The 13,691-nt window shown below is 70.2% G+C and carries 13 protein-coding genes; 10 read left to right on the top strand and 3 right to left on the bottom strand.

What is annotated here, in order from left to right; all coding sequences use genetic code 11:
* The first annotated feature begins 55 nt into the window (after positions 1-55).
* Complete coding sequence (locus tag K0H49_RS05660) at positions 56-382, top strand: DUF3579 domain-containing protein (protein ID WP_183025543.1); 327 nt, start codon at positions 56-58, stop codon at positions 380-382.
* Positions 383-403: 21 nt separating this feature from the next.
* Here the strand turns inward: K0H49_RS05660 and K0H49_RS05655 are convergent, their stop codons facing one another.
* Positions 404-1,384: an AraC family transcriptional regulator gene (locus tag K0H49_RS05655; protein WP_257624596.1), complete on the bottom strand. Its 981-nt coding sequence runs from the start codon at positions 1,382-1,384 to the stop codon at positions 404-406.
* A gap of 124 nt (positions 1,385-1,508) precedes the next feature.
* Here K0H49_RS05655 and K0H49_RS05650 point away from each other — a divergent pair, with 124 nt between their 5' ends.
* The 5 genes from K0H49_RS05650 to K0H49_RS05630 all read left to right on the top strand — a co-directional run bounded on the left by K0H49_RS05650 (position 1,509) and on the right by K0H49_RS05630 (position 6,716).
* Positions 1,509-2,222: a fumarylacetoacetate hydrolase family protein gene (locus tag K0H49_RS05650; RefSeq protein ID WP_219210130.1), complete on the top strand. Its 714-nt coding sequence runs from the start codon at positions 1,509-1,511 to the stop codon at positions 2,220-2,222.
* A gap of 37 nt (positions 2,223-2,259) precedes the next feature.
* Positions 2,260-3,138, top strand: a complete 879-nt coding sequence (locus tag K0H49_RS05645) for a polysaccharide deacetylase family protein (protein ID WP_219210129.1) — start codon at positions 2,260-2,262, stop codon at positions 3,136-3,138.
* An 86-nt stretch (positions 3,139-3,224) separates the two neighbouring features.
* On the top strand, positions 3,225-4,478 hold the full coding sequence (locus K0H49_RS05640; RefSeq protein WP_219210128.1) for an MFS transporter: 1,254 nt from the start codon (positions 3,225-3,227) through the stop codon (positions 4,476-4,478).
* Between the two features lie 2 nt (positions 4,479-4,480).
* Positions 4,481-5,230 (top strand): sulfite exporter TauE/SafE family protein, encoded by a 750-nt coding sequence (locus K0H49_RS05635; protein WP_219213046.1) that lies wholly within the window; start codon positions 4,481-4,483, stop codon positions 5,228-5,230.
* Positions 5,231-5,270: 40 nt separating this feature from the next.
* Complete coding sequence (locus K0H49_RS05630; protein ID WP_257624595.1) at positions 5,271-6,716, top strand: amidohydrolase family protein; 1,446 nt, start codon at positions 5,271-5,273, stop codon at positions 6,714-6,716.
* A 121-nt stretch (positions 6,717-6,837) separates the two neighbouring features.
* Here the strand turns inward: K0H49_RS05630 and rpsT are convergent, their stop codons facing one another.
* Positions 6,838-7,152 (bottom strand): 30S ribosomal protein S20, encoded by a 315-nt coding sequence (rpsT, locus tag K0H49_RS05625; RefSeq protein WP_219210127.1) that lies wholly within the window; start codon positions 7,150-7,152, stop codon positions 6,838-6,840.
* Between the two features lie 381 nt (positions 7,153-7,533).
* Here rpsT and murJ point away from each other — a divergent pair, with 381 nt between their 5' ends.
* Genes murJ through yccS form a run of 4 tightly spaced genes read left to right on the top strand, consistent with a single transcriptional unit; the run spans position 7,534 to position 12,697 of the window.
* On the top strand, positions 7,534-9,099 hold the full coding sequence (murJ, locus tag K0H49_RS05620) for a murein biosynthesis integral membrane protein MurJ (RefSeq protein WP_219210126.1): 1,566 nt from the start codon (positions 7,534-7,536) through the stop codon (positions 9,097-9,099).
* Positions 9,100-9,157: 58 nt separating this feature from the next.
* Positions 9,158-10,009 (top strand): SirB1 family protein, encoded by an 852-nt coding sequence (locus tag K0H49_RS05615; RefSeq protein WP_219210125.1) that lies wholly within the window; start codon positions 9,158-9,160, stop codon positions 10,007-10,009.
* Positions 10,009-10,410 (top strand): bleomycin resistance protein, encoded by a 402-nt coding sequence (locus tag K0H49_RS05610; protein ID WP_219210124.1) that lies wholly within the window; start codon positions 10,009-10,011, stop codon positions 10,408-10,410. The genes K0H49_RS05615 and K0H49_RS05610 overlap by 1 nt, the downstream gene beginning before the upstream one ends.
* A 58-nt stretch (positions 10,411-10,468) precedes the next feature.
* Positions 10,469-12,697: a YccS family putative transporter gene (yccS, locus tag K0H49_RS05605; RefSeq protein WP_219210123.1), complete on the top strand. Its 2,229-nt coding sequence runs from the start codon at positions 10,469-10,471 to the stop codon at positions 12,695-12,697.
* Positions 12,698-12,709: 12 nt separating this feature from the next.
* On the opposite strand, the gene K0H49_RS05600 is transcribed toward yccS, so the two are convergent.
* Positions 12,710-13,690 (bottom strand): GlxA family transcriptional regulator, encoded by a 981-nt coding sequence (locus K0H49_RS05600; RefSeq protein ID WP_219210121.1) that lies wholly within the window; start codon positions 13,688-13,690, stop codon positions 12,710-12,712.
* Position 13,691: the final 1 nt, after the last annotated feature.

The following is a 13,691-nucleotide window of genomic DNA, read 5'->3' as shown; positions in this document are numbered from 1 at the left end:
GCCGGATAGAATCGTTGTGCGCTGCAGCACCATTGCCAGCCGCTTTCCTCCCAAGATGATTTCTCCCAACGCCAAAGAAGTTTTCATCCAGGGCATCACGGCCGATGGCCGTACGTTCCGTCCCAGCGACTGGGCCGAGCGCCTGGCCGGGGTGATGAGCCCCTTCCGCCCGGGCGGCGCGACCCCGGGCAGCCACCTGAGCTATTCGCCCTGGTGCGTGCCGACCTCGATCGGCGGCGTCAAGTGCGTGATCGTCCATGCCGACCTGCGCGCCCACGATGTGATGGCCTGGGACTTCGTGATGAACTTCGCCCGCGACAACGGCCTGCAGATCGCCGAGGCCTGCCTGGTGCCCGATACGCCGCCGCCCGCGGCCAAATAGCCCGGCGCGGGTCGACAGCCCCTATTCCTCCCAGGTGCGCGTGCCGCCCTGCTGGAAGCTGCGCCGGTAGGCCGAGGGCGTCGAGCCCACCATCTGCCGGAAGCGGCGCGCGAAGTGTGCGGGCTCGCCGAAGCCCGTGCTCTCGCCGATCTCTGCCGCCGACGCGGCCGTGAACACCAGCAGCGTCTTGGCGCGCTCGATGCGGCGTTCGGTCACCAGCTCCAGGAAGGTCTTGCCGGTCTCGCCCTTGAGCAGGTGGGCCAGGTGCGTGGGCGACACATGGCTGGCCTGCGCCGCGTCGCCCAGCGTGAGTTCCTGCGCCAGGTTCTGGCTGATGTAGCGGATGCAGCGCAGCACCGCCGGCCGGTACGACTGCAGCGCCATGCCCCGGGCCTCGCAATCGCGGAAGTCCTCGCCGTAGCGGCGCCACACCATGCCGATCAGGTGCAGCAGGTGGCTGCGGATCAGCAGGTGGCTGGCCGTGTCCTCGCCGGGCGGGCGCTGCGCCTCCTGCGCCATGCGCTCGCACAGATCCTGCAGTTGCCGGGTTTCCTCGGCATCGAAGCGGAAGTCCAGGCAATGCTGGAAGCGGAAGGGCGCGAGCTCGGGCGCGCGCGACAGCGGCACTTCCGACAGTTCGAACACATCGAGGTCCAGCGCGGGCAGCAGGTAGTCCTTGCTGATGTTGATCACATGGAACACGCCGTCGGCCGCGTTCGGAATGTAGTGCACCAGAAAGGGCAGCACGAAGCTCACCGTGCCCGCCGCGATGGGGCGCTGGCTGCCGCCGATGTAGTGCGTGGTGTCGCCGCGCGTGTTGACGTAGATCTGGAAGTACTCGTGCCGGTGCGGCACCGGGTTCGGCAGGCAGTTGCTCTGGTCGTGGATGCCGAAGTAGGCACGCTGCGCCCGCGCCGCCATCGTGTAGTTGCTGATGGCGGCACGCGCCGCACCCGAACGGGGCGGCGTGAGTGCGATGAGGGAAGAGGGCGCTGGTTGCATGGAGGAGCCGGTCGCAAGATCGCAAGGATTGCATAGCTTTGCGCAAGCCTGTGCGTTGAGGCCGGGGGGCCTCGTTCCTAGACTCTAGCAACGCTTCCTCAAACCTTCCAGAGAGACAAACCTGATGTCCGTCGAAACCACCACGCCCCCCGCACCGAGCCCCGATACCCTGCAGGTCCAGCCCGTCTCCATCGCCATCGTGGGCAGCGACCAGCGCTTCCCGGTGCGCCGCGTCTACTGCGTGGGCCGCAACTACCTGGCCCACATCCGCGAGATGAAGGAGGGCGACGAGCGCGATCCGCCCTTCTTCTTCCAGAAGCCCGCCGATTCGGTCGTGACCGACGGCCGCGTGCCCTACCCGGTGCTGACGGACGACTTCCAGTTCGAGTTCGAACTGGTCGTGGCCATCGGCAGCGAAGCCCAGGACGTGTCGCCCGAGGATTCGCTCGACCATGTGTTCGGCTATGCCGCCGGCCTGGACATGACACGGCGCGACCGCCAGCGCGAATGCAACAAGCGCGGCCTGCCCTGGGAGCAGGGCAAGTCCTTCGACCACTCGGCCCCCTGCGGCCCCATCCACCCGGTGGCGCAGGTCGGCCACATTCGCTCGGGCGCGCTGAGCCTCGCGGTCAACGGCGCGGCGCGCCAGGACTCGGTGCTCGAGAAGATGATCTGGAACGTGCACGAGATCGTCAGCGAGCTGTCCAGACAGTACCGGCTGTTCCCCGGCGACCTGATCTACACCGGCACGCCCGAAGGCGTGGGCCCGGTGCAGCGCGGCGACCAGCTGGTCGGCCGCATCGAGGGGCTCGCGCCCCTGCAGGTCGAGATCGTCTGAGCCCCCGTCACCGCATCGAAAGCAGGAGCAAGCAACCATGAAACCAATCGAACGCATCTCGTACTCGGCGATCTCCGACCGCCCCGCGCTCAAGCTGCCCGGCGGCAAGCGCTTGGCGGTCTGGGTCATCGTCAACGTCGAGGAATGGAACATCGACGAGACCATGCCCCGCACGGTGCTCACGCCGCCGGCCGGCGGCTCGCCGATGCCCGACATCCCGAACTGGGCCTGGCACGAGTACGGCAACCGCGTGGGCTTCTGGCGCATGCTGGAAGTGATCGACCAGCTGGGCATCGGCGCCACGCTGGCCATCAACGGCTCGGCCATCGCGGCCTACGAGCCGATCGCGCGCGCGGCCAAGGAACGCCAGTGGGAATTCATCGGCCACGGCTTCGGCCAGCGCAACATGCAGAAGGTGCCCGACGAGGTCGAGGACATCGCCAAGACCACCGAGGCCATCCGTGCCTACACCGGCAAGCGCCCACGCGGCTGGCTGGGCCCGGGCCTGACCGAGACGTGGCACACGCCCGACATCCTGGCCGAGCAGGGCTACGAGTACGTCTGCGACTGGGTGCTCGACGACCAGCCGGTGCAGCTCAAGACGCGCAACGGCGGCACCATCGTCAACGTGCCCTACACGCAGGAGTGCAACGACGTGGCGATGATGCTGATCCAGCACCACAAGGCCTGCGAGTACCGCGACCGCGCGATCGACCAGTTCGAGCAGCTCTACGCCGACGCCAAGGATTCGGCGCGCGTGATGGCGCTGGTGGTGCACCCCTACATCATGGGCGCGCCGCACCGCCTGCGCTATTTCCGCGAGGCGCTGGCCCACATCCAGGCGCATGAGGACGTGGCCTTCCTGACGGGCGAGCAGATCCTCGACTGGTACGGCGCCGCGCGCAACGCGGCCTGAATCCTCGCCGGCGCGGCGGCGCCGGCGATCTTTGCAGAAGAACCAACAACAGACAGATTTCTCGCCCGGCGAGAAGGAGACAAACCGTGCATTCCTCAACCTCGGCCATTCCCTCCGTCGGCGATGCGCGCCGCGAGGCGCCCATCACCGCGCTGGAGATCGGCATGTTCCTGGTGCTGCTGGCCTCGTACGCGCTCAACGCGATGGACCGGCAGATCTTCCCGCTGATCGCGGCCGACGTGCGCCGCGAGTTCGGCTTCGGCCTGGCCGACACCGGCCTGCTGTCGACCATCTTCACGCTGGGCATGGCGGTGGCCGGCGTGCCCACCGGCTACCTGCTGGCGCGGCTCTCGCGCAAGACGGTGCTGCAGATCGGCATCGCGATCTTCTCGGCCGGCACGCTGCTGACCGCCTACTCGCACGGCTTCGCCGACATGATCCTCTACCGCGCCGCCACCGGCATCGGCGAGGCCATGCAGCTCACGGTGGTGATCGCGATCGCCGCCAGCTACTTCGCGCGCTACCGGGCGACGGCCGTGGGCGCGATCAACTTCTCCTTCGGCATCGGCGCGATCGTCGGGCCGCTGCTGGGCGGCCACCTGATCGGCGCCGAGCGCGACTGGCGCCTGCCGCTGCTGGCCTTCGGCCTTGCGGGCTTCGGGGCCATGGCGCTGATCGCGCTCGTCGTGAGCCGGCGCATGACCGAGAAGGTCGCGGCCGCGGGCACACGCATCGACGAGCGCGGCGCCACCCGCATGTGGAACCGCAACACGGTGCTGCTGACCGGCATGAGCGTGATCGGCGGGCTCTGCATCTACGGCTACCTGGGCATGTACCCGACCTTCCTGCGCGAGCACCTGCACTACACGCCGGCCGACACCGGCCGCGTGATGAGCATCTTCGGCTTCGGCGTGTTCGCCTCGATCTTCGGCGGCTGGCTCGGCGACCGCTTCCATCCCAAGCTCGTGCTGTCGCTGAGCTTTCTCGGCACCGGCCTGCTGGGCTTCCTGATGTTCTCGGGGCCGACCGGCATCGGCGTGCAGTCGGTGCTGTCCTTCGCCTGGGGCTTCGTGGTGAGCGGCGTGCTCTACGTGAACCTGGCCGGCTATCACATCAAGGCCGTGCGGGCCGCGCTGACCAACCGCGCCACCGGCGTGTTCGTGACCACGCTGTACGGCGCCGGCGCCTTCGCGGGCTTCATCATCGGCGGCATCGCGGCACGCTTCGGCTGGAGCGTGGCCGGCATCGTGCAGATCACGCTGCTGGCGGGCGTCGGGATCGTGCTCACGCTGCTGCTGCGCACCGACCGCATGGCGCTGCCGGCGCGCTCTGCATCGTGATGCTGCTGGATTGGGCGCTGCTCGGCGGCGCCGCGGCCCTGGCGGGCGCGCTCAACGCGGTGGCCGGCGGCGGCAGCTTTCTGACCTTGCCGGCACTGGCGATGGTCGGCGTGCCGCTGGTGTCGGCCAACGCCACGGGCACCGCCGCACTGCTGCCGGGCTACTTGGCCGGCGCCTGGGCCATGCGGCGCGAGTTGTCGGGGCCGATGTCGCCCTCGCTGCTGCGGCTGGCGGTGCTGTCGGTGCTGGGCGGCGCGGCCGGTGCGGTACTGCTGCTCTCGACCTCGAACCAGGCCTTCGCGCGCATCGTGCCCTGGTTGCTGCTGGCTGCGACCTTGCTGTTCGCGATCGGACCGGGCCTGGTGCGCCGCCGTGCCGCCGATACGAAACCGCGCGGCCCCTGGCTCGCCGACCTGGGCATCGTGGCGGTCGCGGTCTATGGCGGCTACTTCAATGGCGGCCTGGGCATCCTGCTGCTCGCAGTGCTGGGCGCGCTGGGCCACACCGACATGGGCCGCATGAATGGCATCAAGAACTTCGTCTCGGCCATCCTGACGCTGATCGCGGTGCTGCTCTATGCGGCCAGCGGCGCGATCGTCTGGTCGCATGCATTGTGGATGGCGCTGTTCGCCACGCTCGGCGGCTATGGGGGCGGCACGCTCGCGCGGCGGCTCAGGCCCGACGTGCTGCGCGGCTTCGTCGTGCTCACCGGGCTGGCGATGACCGCGGCCTTTCTCTACAAGGCCCACTGAGCGGGCATCTGCTTCTTTCTTTCACCACGGGGCTCGGAACATGACAACAAGCAAGAGATCGTTCATCCGCATGGCCGGCGCGCTGGCGGTCGCGGCCACCGGTGCGCCGGCGCTGATCGGCGTGGCGTCGGCGCGCACGGCGCCCGCGGCCGCGCGCCGCGGCAGCTACCTGATCCGCAACGGCGCGGTGATCACGGTCGACCGCGCCACGGGTGTGCTGCCGCGCGCCGATGTGTGGGTGCGCGACGGCGTGATCGAGAAGGTCGGGCCGGGCCTGCGCGCGCCGGGCGCCGAGGTCATCGATGCCACCGACATGATCGTGATGCCGGGCTTCGTCAATTCCCACTACCACATGTGGAGCGCCATCGGCCGCAGCTTCACCGCGCGCGAGGGCGGCTTCTCCTACTACCCGGCCAAGGGCGCGACCTCGGTGCTGTATTCGGCCGAGGACTTCTACAACAGCGTGCTGCTGGGCTGCGCCGAGCTGGCCAGCGGTGGCACCACCACCGTGCACAACTGGTCGCACAACACGCGCTCGCCGGCCCATGCCGACGCCGAACTGCGGGCCCACCGGCAGGCGCTGCTGCGCGCCCGCTATGCCTACGGCCACGTCGACCAGATGCCGGCCGACGAGGTCAACCGCTACCAGGACCTGCCGCGCGTGCAGCGCGAGTGGTTCGGCGAGCGCTCGCCCCTGGACGGCCTGGTGCACCTGGGGCTCAACCTGCGCGGGCCGCAGCAGAGCACCGACGCGGTGTTCCACGAGGAGATGAAGTTCGCCAAGGCCAGCGGGCTGCCGGTGGCGATCCATGCGCCGCAGGAGGCCCCGAACAACGTCGACGCGCTCGACTACGAGCGGCGCGGCTACCTGGGACCGGATTTCATGATCGCCCACTACGTGCCGGCCACCCCGGCCGACCTGGCGGCCATGGCGCGCACGAAGACGCCGCTGACCTTCGCCACGCACTCCGAACTGCGCCTGAGCAGCACTGGCGATGCGCGCGCCGCGCTGTTCGCGATGCGCGCGGCGGGCCTGACGATTTCACTTTCGAGCGACGCCACCTCGATCGCGCCGCCGGACATGTTCGAGATGATGCGCTTCACCTGGAATCTGGGCGTGCCATGGACCGGCACGCCGAGCGAGAAGGCCCAGGCGGTGGGCGTGCAGGAGGTGATCGAGATGGCGACGATCAACGGCGCCCGCGCGATGGGCCTGGCCGACGTCACCGGTTCGCTCACCGAGGGCAAGCGCGCCGACATCATCCTGGTGCGGACCCGGGACCTGAACATGTGGCCGGTGGGCAACATCGAGACCGCGATCGTGCAGGGCGGGACCGGCAGCAACGTCGATACCGTGCTGGTCGACGGCCGCATCCTCAAGCGCAACGGCCGGCTCACGGCCTACAACCTGGCGCAGATCCGCCAGCGGGCCCAGGCTTCGGCCACCCGGATCCGGGCCGCGGCGGGGGACAAGCTGGTCTTCTGATCGCCCGTGGGGAAGGCAGAAATGAAAAAACCGCCCGAAGGCGGTTTTTCACTTTTTGCTGCTGCAGCGCACCCCTGTCAAACGGCGGACTGGAAACCAGTCCGGGCTTGGCCTGACAGGGTCAGGCGGCGGTTGCCGGTGCGGCCAGGGCGAGTGCCTTGACCTTGGCCGACAGGCGGCTCTTGTCGCGAGCAGCCTTGTTCTTGTGGAAGATGCCCTTGTCGGCGACGGTGTCGACGATGCTCTGGGCCTTCGCGAAGAGTTCGGTGGCCTTGGTCTTGTCGCCGGCCAGCACGGCCTTCTCGACGTTCTTGACCGCGGTACGGTATTTGGAGCGCAGCGAGGTGTTCGCAGCGTTGAGCTTGGCGTCCTGGCGGACGCGCTTGCGGCCCGACGCCAGGCGCGGGTTCTTCTTTTTAGGTTTTGCGGATGCCATTTTTAGGTTCCTTGTGTCTGGGGATGATGCAGCAAAGCCAGAGATTATAGCCCGAGCACTGGATCTCCCCCGTGGCTTGCCCACTTCGGGTAGCCTCCCGCCCCCTTCCGGGGGCGACACCAGCGGCCCGGCGAAGCCGGTTCCGCGGTCGCACTGGGCTCCCCCCCGAGGGCTTTGCGCACTTCGTGTCGCTTCGCCTTCCCCCTTCCGGGGGCGACACCAGCGGCCCGGCGAAGCCGGTTCCGCGGGGTCCCTGGACCTCGCTGGGGCGGCTGTTGCCATATCGACGGGGCGCTTGCCGGATGCTCCGGGGCTCGCTTCGGCGCTGTTTCTGCGCTTCGGGGTCGGGGCGCGGTCGGGGGGAGCCTACACTTCCGCGCCGTGTCCCTGCTCAAATCCGCCTCCACCGTTTCGCTCCTGACCCTCGCTTCGCGGGTCGCGGGCCTGGTCCGTGATCTGTTGATGGCTTCGGTATTCGGCGTGAGTGCGCTGACCGATGCCTTCAATGTCGCGTTCCGCATTCCCAACCTGTTTCGCCGGGTGCTGGGGGAGGGCGCGTTCAGCCAGGCCTTCGTGCCGGTGCTGGCGGCCACGCGCACCGAACAGGGCGATGCGGGGGCGCGGGCGCTGGTCGACCATGTGGCGACGCTGCTGACCTGGACGCTGGTGCTGCTGTGCATCGCCGGGGTGCTGGGCGCGCCGCTGATGGTCTGGGGCATGGCCAGCGGGCTGCAGCAGACGGCGCAGGGCTACGAGGCGGCCATCTTCATGACGCGCTGGATGTTCCCCTACATCGGCTTCATGTCGCTGGTGGCGCTGGCGGGCGGCGTGCTCAACACCTGGCGCAAGTTCGCGGTGCCGGCGGCCTCGCCCGTGCTGCTCAACGTGGCGCTGATCCTGTCGATCCTGATCGGCGCGCCGCTGTTCCGGCGCTGGGGGATCGAGCCGATCTACGCGCAGTGCATCGGCGTGATGGTCGGCGGCCTGCTGCAGCTGGGCATCCAGCTGCCGGCGCTGCGGCGCATCGGCATGCTGCCGCGCGTGGGCGTGCGCTGGCGCGAGGTGCGCGCGGCCTGGGCCGACCCGACCACGCGCAAGATCGTCAGGCTCATGCTGCCGGCGCTGATCGGCGTGAGCGTGGCCCAGATCTCGCTGCTGATCAACACGCAGATCGCCTCGCACCTCGCGCCCGGCAGCGTCACCTGGGTCAGCTACGCCGACCGGCTGATGGAATTCCCGACCGCGATGCTGGGCGTGGCGCTGGGCGTGGTGCTGATGCCGCAGCTCGCCGGTGCGCGCGCGGCCAAGGACGATGCCCGCTATTCCTCGCTGCTCGACTGGGGCCTGCGCCTGGTCGTGCTGCTGTCGGTGCCCTGCGCGGTCGCGCTGCTGGTGTTTTCGGGGCCGCTGGTGGCGGTGTTGTTCCATTACGGCGCCCTCAAGGACGACGACGTGCCGCGCATCGCGCTGGCCCTGGCGGGCTATGGCGCCGGCCTGGTCGGCATCGTCGCCATCAAGGTGCTGGCGCCCGGCTACTACGCCAAGCACGACATGCGCTCGCCGATGCGGATCGCCGTCGCCGTGCTGGTGCTCACCCAGTTGCTCAACCTGGTGCTGGTGCCGATCCTGCAGCACGCGGCGCTCACGCTCACGATCGCCATCGGCGCCGTGGTCAACGCGCTGTGGCTGCTGTGGGGCCTGATGCGGCGCGGCAGCTACCAGCCGGAGCCGGGGTGGCTGCGCTTCGTGATCCAGGTGGTGCTGGCCTCGGCGCTTCTGGGCCTGCTGCTGTACTGGGGCGCCCATCATTTCGACTGGGTCGCGCTGCGGGCCGAGAAGCTGCAGCGCATCGGCCTGCTGGCCGCGCTGATCGCCGCCGCGGCCCTGCTCTATTTCTCGGCGCTGGCCCTGCTGGGCATCAAGCTGCGCAGTTTCATCAAGCGATAGCCCGCGCGACGGGGTGTTGTCGCCTTGACGCTCCCTTCGCGCTCCTCTACAAAGCCACATGACGTTCAGCTTCTCGGCGCCGACCGCCCTCGAATACTTCGATTCGCTCGTCAAGAGCGACGATCAGTTTCCGCTGCTCGAAGCGGCCGCTGCGCTGGCCCAGGACGAATACCCCGAACTCGACGTGCAGCAGGTGCTGGGCGACATCGACCAGCTGCTGGCCCGCCTCAAGCGCCGGCTGCCGGCCGATGCGGCCCCGCTGGCCCGGCTGCGCGCGCTCAACCAGTTCTTCTTCCACGACCTGAGCTTCGGCGGCAACGTCAACGACTACTACGACCCGGACAACAGCTACCTCAACGCGGTGCTGCGCACGCGGCGCGGCATCCCGATCTCGCTGGCCGTGCTGTGGATGGAGCTGGCCCAGGGCCTGGGCCTGCAGGCGCGCGGCGTGGCCTTTCCGGGCCATTTCATGATCAAGGTCACGCTGCCCAAGGGGCAGGTGGTGATCGACCCCTTCAATGGCAAGTCGCTGTCGCGCGAAGAGCTCAGCGAGCGCCTCGAGCCCTACAAGCGCAGCAACGGGCTGGTCGGTGATTTCGACATCCCGCTGGGCCTGTACCTGCAGCCCGCCGAGCCGCGCGAGATCATCGCCCGCATGCTGCGCAACCTCAAGGAAGTGCACCGCGCGCAGGAAGACTGGCAGCGCGTGATCGCGGTGCAGGACCGCCTCGTGGCGCTGCTGCCCGAGGCCTGGGCCGAGCACCGCGACCGCGGCCTGGCCCACGCCGCGCAGGGCCACACGGCGCTGGCGGTGCGCGACCTGGAAACCTACCTGCGGCACGCCGACGATGCGCTCGACATCGATGCGGTGGCCGAGCAGGCGGCGGCGCTGCGCCGCGCGAGAAGCTGATGGCCGTCGACCTCGGCACCCGGCACCAGTTCCATGGCGTGCAGCCGGTGCTGCCGGTGGCCGATGCCGCGCGTGCGGCGCGCTATTTCAGCGAAGTCCTCGGCTTCGAGCTGGACTTCATCGCCGGCGAGCCGCCCAGCTACGCCAGAGTCAAGAAGGGCGACCGCAGCTACGGCGACCCCGTCTACATCCGCCTGTGGCAATGCAACACGCGCGAGGCGCGGCCCTGGCGCGGCGAGATCGTGATCCACGTCGGCCATGACCTCGACGGCCTGCATGCGGCCTACCTTCAACGTGGCGTCGACATCATCGAGCCGCCCACGTCGCAGCCCTGGGGCCTGCGCGAGTTCGCGATCCGCGAGCCCGACGGCCACGTGCTGCGCTTCTGCGGCTACCTCTGAGCGTCACCTTGCCGAAGCGCGTCGCCACGGCGTGGCACGCATCCTGCAGCAAGACCCCATGACCGATCCCGTGCTCACCCTGTCGCCGCGCCGCTGGCTCTTTGCCGCCGGCGGCCAGCCGCTGCGCGTGCTGCTGGCGCTGGGCAGCCTGATGCTGTTCTGCGTGCTGTCGGGCCAGGCGCATGCGCTGATCCCGCTGGCGCTGGGCACCATCGCGAGCGCGCTGTCCGAGACCGACGACAGCTGGCAGGGCCGCTGGCGCGCGCAGGCACTCACGCTGGTCTGTTTCGCCGCCATGGCCTTCACGATCGAGGCGCTGTTCGGCCGCCCCTGGCTGTTCATCGCCGGCCTGGCGTTCTCGGCCTTCGCGCTGACCATGCTGGGCGCGATCGAGGCGCGCTTCAAGGCCATCGGCCATGCCACGCTGATCCTCGCGATGTACACCACGCTGAGCCTCGACCATGTGGCCGCCACCGAGCCGCGCTGGCACGAAGTGGCGCTGCTGCTGGCCGGTGCGGCCTGGTACGGCGCCTGGTCGGTGGGCTGGGCCGCGCTGTTCCCGGCCGAGCCGGTGCAGGCGCTGCTGGTGCGGCTCTTCGATGCGCTGGGCGGCTATGTGCGCTTCAAGGCCTCGCTGTTCGAGCCGCTGCGCGGCGTCGACATCGAGAGCAAGCGGCTGTCGCTGGCGCAGCTCAACAGCCGCGTGGTGGCCGAACTCAATGCCGCCAAGGAGAGCATCTTCCGGCGCGTCGGCGTCCGCGTGCCGACCGGCCGCATCACGCGCTACCGCGGGCTCTACCTGATCGCGCAGGACGTGCACGAACGCGCCAGCTCCTCGCACGACGACTACAACGCGCTGGCCGACGCCTTCTTCCACAGCGACGTGCTCTACCGCTGCCAGCGCGTGCTGGCGCTGCAGGGCGAGGCCTGCCAGCGGCTGGCGCTGTCGATCGCGCGGCGCGAGCCCTTCGTGGTGGGCGGTGCGACCGTGCAGGCGCTGTCCGACCTGCGCAGCGCCATCGCGCACGAACGCGCGCGCGACCCCACGCCGCAGCGGCGCGCGCTGCTGGCCTCGGTCGAGGCGCTGGCGCGCAACCTGGCACAGCTCGACGGCCAGCTCGCGGGCGCGAGCCAGCCCGCGGCGCAGGCCGGCCGCACCGACATGGACCTCTACGACCGCTCGCCGCGCAGCGGACGCGATGCGGTCGAGCGCGTGCGGCGCCAGCTCACGCCGCGCACACCGCTGTTCCGACATGCGGTGCGGCTCGCGGTGGCGCTGGTGGCGGGCTACGGCTTGATGCAGTGGATCCACCCGGCGCAGGGCTACTGGATCCTGCTGACCACGCTGTTCGTCTGCCAGCAGACCTACGGCGAGACCATGGCGCGCATGGGCCAGCGCGTGGCGGGCACCGCCCTGGGCGTGGTGCTGGGCTGGGCCGTGCTCACGCTGTTCCCGCTGCCCTGGCTGCAGTCGCTGGTGGCCGTGGCGGCCGGCGTGTTCTTCTTCGCCGCGCGCGCCCGCCGCTACCTGCTCGCGACCGCCGCGATCACGCTGCTGGTGCTGATGTTCTTCAACCAGGTCGGCGACAGCGGGCTGCTGCTGTGGCCGCGGCTGATCGACACAGCCATCGGCAGCGCGCTCGCAGGCCTGGCCATGGTGCTGGTGCTGCCGCACTGGGCCGCGCGCCGCATCAACGCGCTGGCGGCCGACGCGATGCGCGCCCACGCCGCCTACCTGCGGCAGATCGGCGACCAGTACCGCTCGGGGGCGCGCGACGACCTGGCCTACCGGCTCGCGCGGCGCAACGCCCACAACGCCGATGCGGCGCTGTCGACCGCGGTCAGCGACATGTTCCGCGAGCCCGGCGTGGTGCGCCCGCACGCGGGCGTGGCGCTGCGCTTCCTGATCCGCTCGCACACGCTGCTGAGCTATGTGTCGGCACTCGGCGCGCACCGGATCTCGCTGGCGCAGGCGCATTCGGCGGCTGCGTTGCAGCAGAGCATCGAGGGCGGCGCGGCGGCGCTCGACGGGCTGGCCGCGGCCTTCGCGCGCGGTGCGCCGGAGGCCGGCGGCAGTGCGGCGGGCCAGCCGGTGCGCGAGGCGCTGGCGCTGGCGGTCGCGCCCGATGCCGACGAGGCCGTCGCGCTGGTGCGCACGCAGCTGGGCCTGATCGCCCTGCAGATCGATGCGCTGGGCGCGCACACCGAGGAATGGCTGCGTGCGGCCGCGGCGCCAGCGCCCGGCCCGGCACCCATCGCGACCGAAGGCAGCGGCGGCGCGCGCTGAGCCTGCTGCCGCTCAGTGGGGCCGCGTGCCCGCCGTCGACGGCGAGCCGGCCAGCCCGAACTGCCGCCAGGCGCGGCGCAGCTGTGTGTCGGAACCGAAGCCCGACAGTTCGGCCGCGCGCGTGACGTTGGCGCCGGATTGCAGCGCGAGCTGCGCCGAGGCCAGCCGCAGGCGCCGCAGGTAGGCCAGCGGGGCGACGCCCGCATGCGCCATGAAGAGCCGCGTGAGGTGGCGCGGCGAGGTGTGGGCCACCTCGGCCATACGCGGCACCGTCCAGTCTTCCTGCGGCTGGGCGCTCACCGCGTCCTGCACCCGGTGCAGCGCGGCGTGCAGGTGGTGGCGGTGCGCAAGAAAGGGCGAGAGTTCGGGGTCCTGCGGCCCGCGCCGCAGCGCGACCACCATGGTCTGCGCGACCTGCGCCGCCAGGGCTTCACCGCAGAGCTCGCCGATGCGGTGCAGCACCAGGTCGATGCCGGTCGTCACGCCCGCGCTGCTGTAGATGGGCGGATCGAGCACGAACACGCGGTTGGCCACGACCTCGCAGCGCGGTTCCACGGCCCGCAACTCATCGAGGTGGTGATGGTGGGTGGTGGCGCGCCGGCCCGCGAGCACGCCCGCGTGCGCGGCCAGCACGGCGCCGGCGCAGATCGTGACCAGTTCCAGCTTGCCGCGCTCGAAGCGCTGGCCGCGCAGCCAGTGCAGCAGCTCCTGTGCTTCGGGCGTGTCGACGGCCAGCGTGCCGCCGGGCAGGCCGACCAGCACGATCCACCCCGGACGATCGCTGGGTGGCGGCAGCGCGGACAGGCCGGAGATCGTGATGCCGACCGAGCCCACCGAGGTCGGGCGCGGACTCGCGAACGCGATCTCGAAGCGTGCGGGCTGGCCCGCGGCGCGCAGCAGCTGGTTGGCGATGCGCAGCGCCTCGGCCGGGCCGGCCCAGTCGAGCACCAGGCTGTGGGGCAGCAGCACGAAGACGACGCGGATCGGGTCCATC

The sequence above is a fragment of the Variovorax boronicumulans genome, from assembly GCF_019352895.1.
GTDB lineage: Bacteria > Pseudomonadota > Gammaproteobacteria > Burkholderiales > Burkholderiaceae_C > Variovorax > Variovorax boronicumulans_A.
This window is presented reverse-complemented; position numbering and strand designations above follow the sequence as displayed.

Bases quoted from the DNA above. Each gene is read 5' to 3' on its own strand.
- yccS (WP_219210123.1), top strand. From the start codon at position 10,469: ATGACCGATCCCGTGCTCACCCTGTCGCCGCGCCGCTGGCTCTTTGCC.
- K0H49_RS05645 (WP_219210129.1), top strand. From the start codon at position 2,260: ATGAAACCAATCGAACGCATCTCGTACTCGGCGATCTCCGACCGCCCC.
- K0H49_RS05610 (WP_219210124.1), top strand. From the start codon at position 10,009: ATGGCCGTCGACCTCGGCACCCGGCACCAGTTCCATGGCGTGCAGCCG.
- rpsT (WP_219210127.1), bottom strand. From the start codon at position 7,152: ATGGCATCCGCAAAACCTAAAAAGAAGAACCCGCGCCTGGCGTCGGGC.
- K0H49_RS05630 (WP_257624595.1), top strand. From the start codon at position 5,271: ATGACAACAAGCAAGAGATCGTTCATCCGCATGGCCGGCGCGCTGGCG.
- K0H49_RS05660 (WP_183025543.1), top strand. From the start codon at position 56: ATGATTTCTCCCAACGCCAAAGAAGTTTTCATCCAGGGCATCACGGCC.
- K0H49_RS05615 (WP_219210125.1), top strand. From the start codon at position 9,158: ATGACGTTCAGCTTCTCGGCGCCGACCGCCCTCGAATACTTCGATTCG.
- K0H49_RS05655 (WP_257624596.1), bottom strand. From the start codon at position 1,384: ATGCAACCAGCGCCCTCTTCCCTCATCGCACTCACGCCGCCCCGTTCG.
- K0H49_RS05650 (WP_219210130.1), top strand. From the start codon at position 1,509: ATGTCCGTCGAAACCACCACGCCCCCCGCACCGAGCCCCGATACCCTG.
- K0H49_RS05600 (WP_219210121.1), bottom strand. From the start codon at position 13,690: ATGGACCCGATCCGCGTCGTCTTCGTGCTGCTGCCCCACAGCCTGGTG.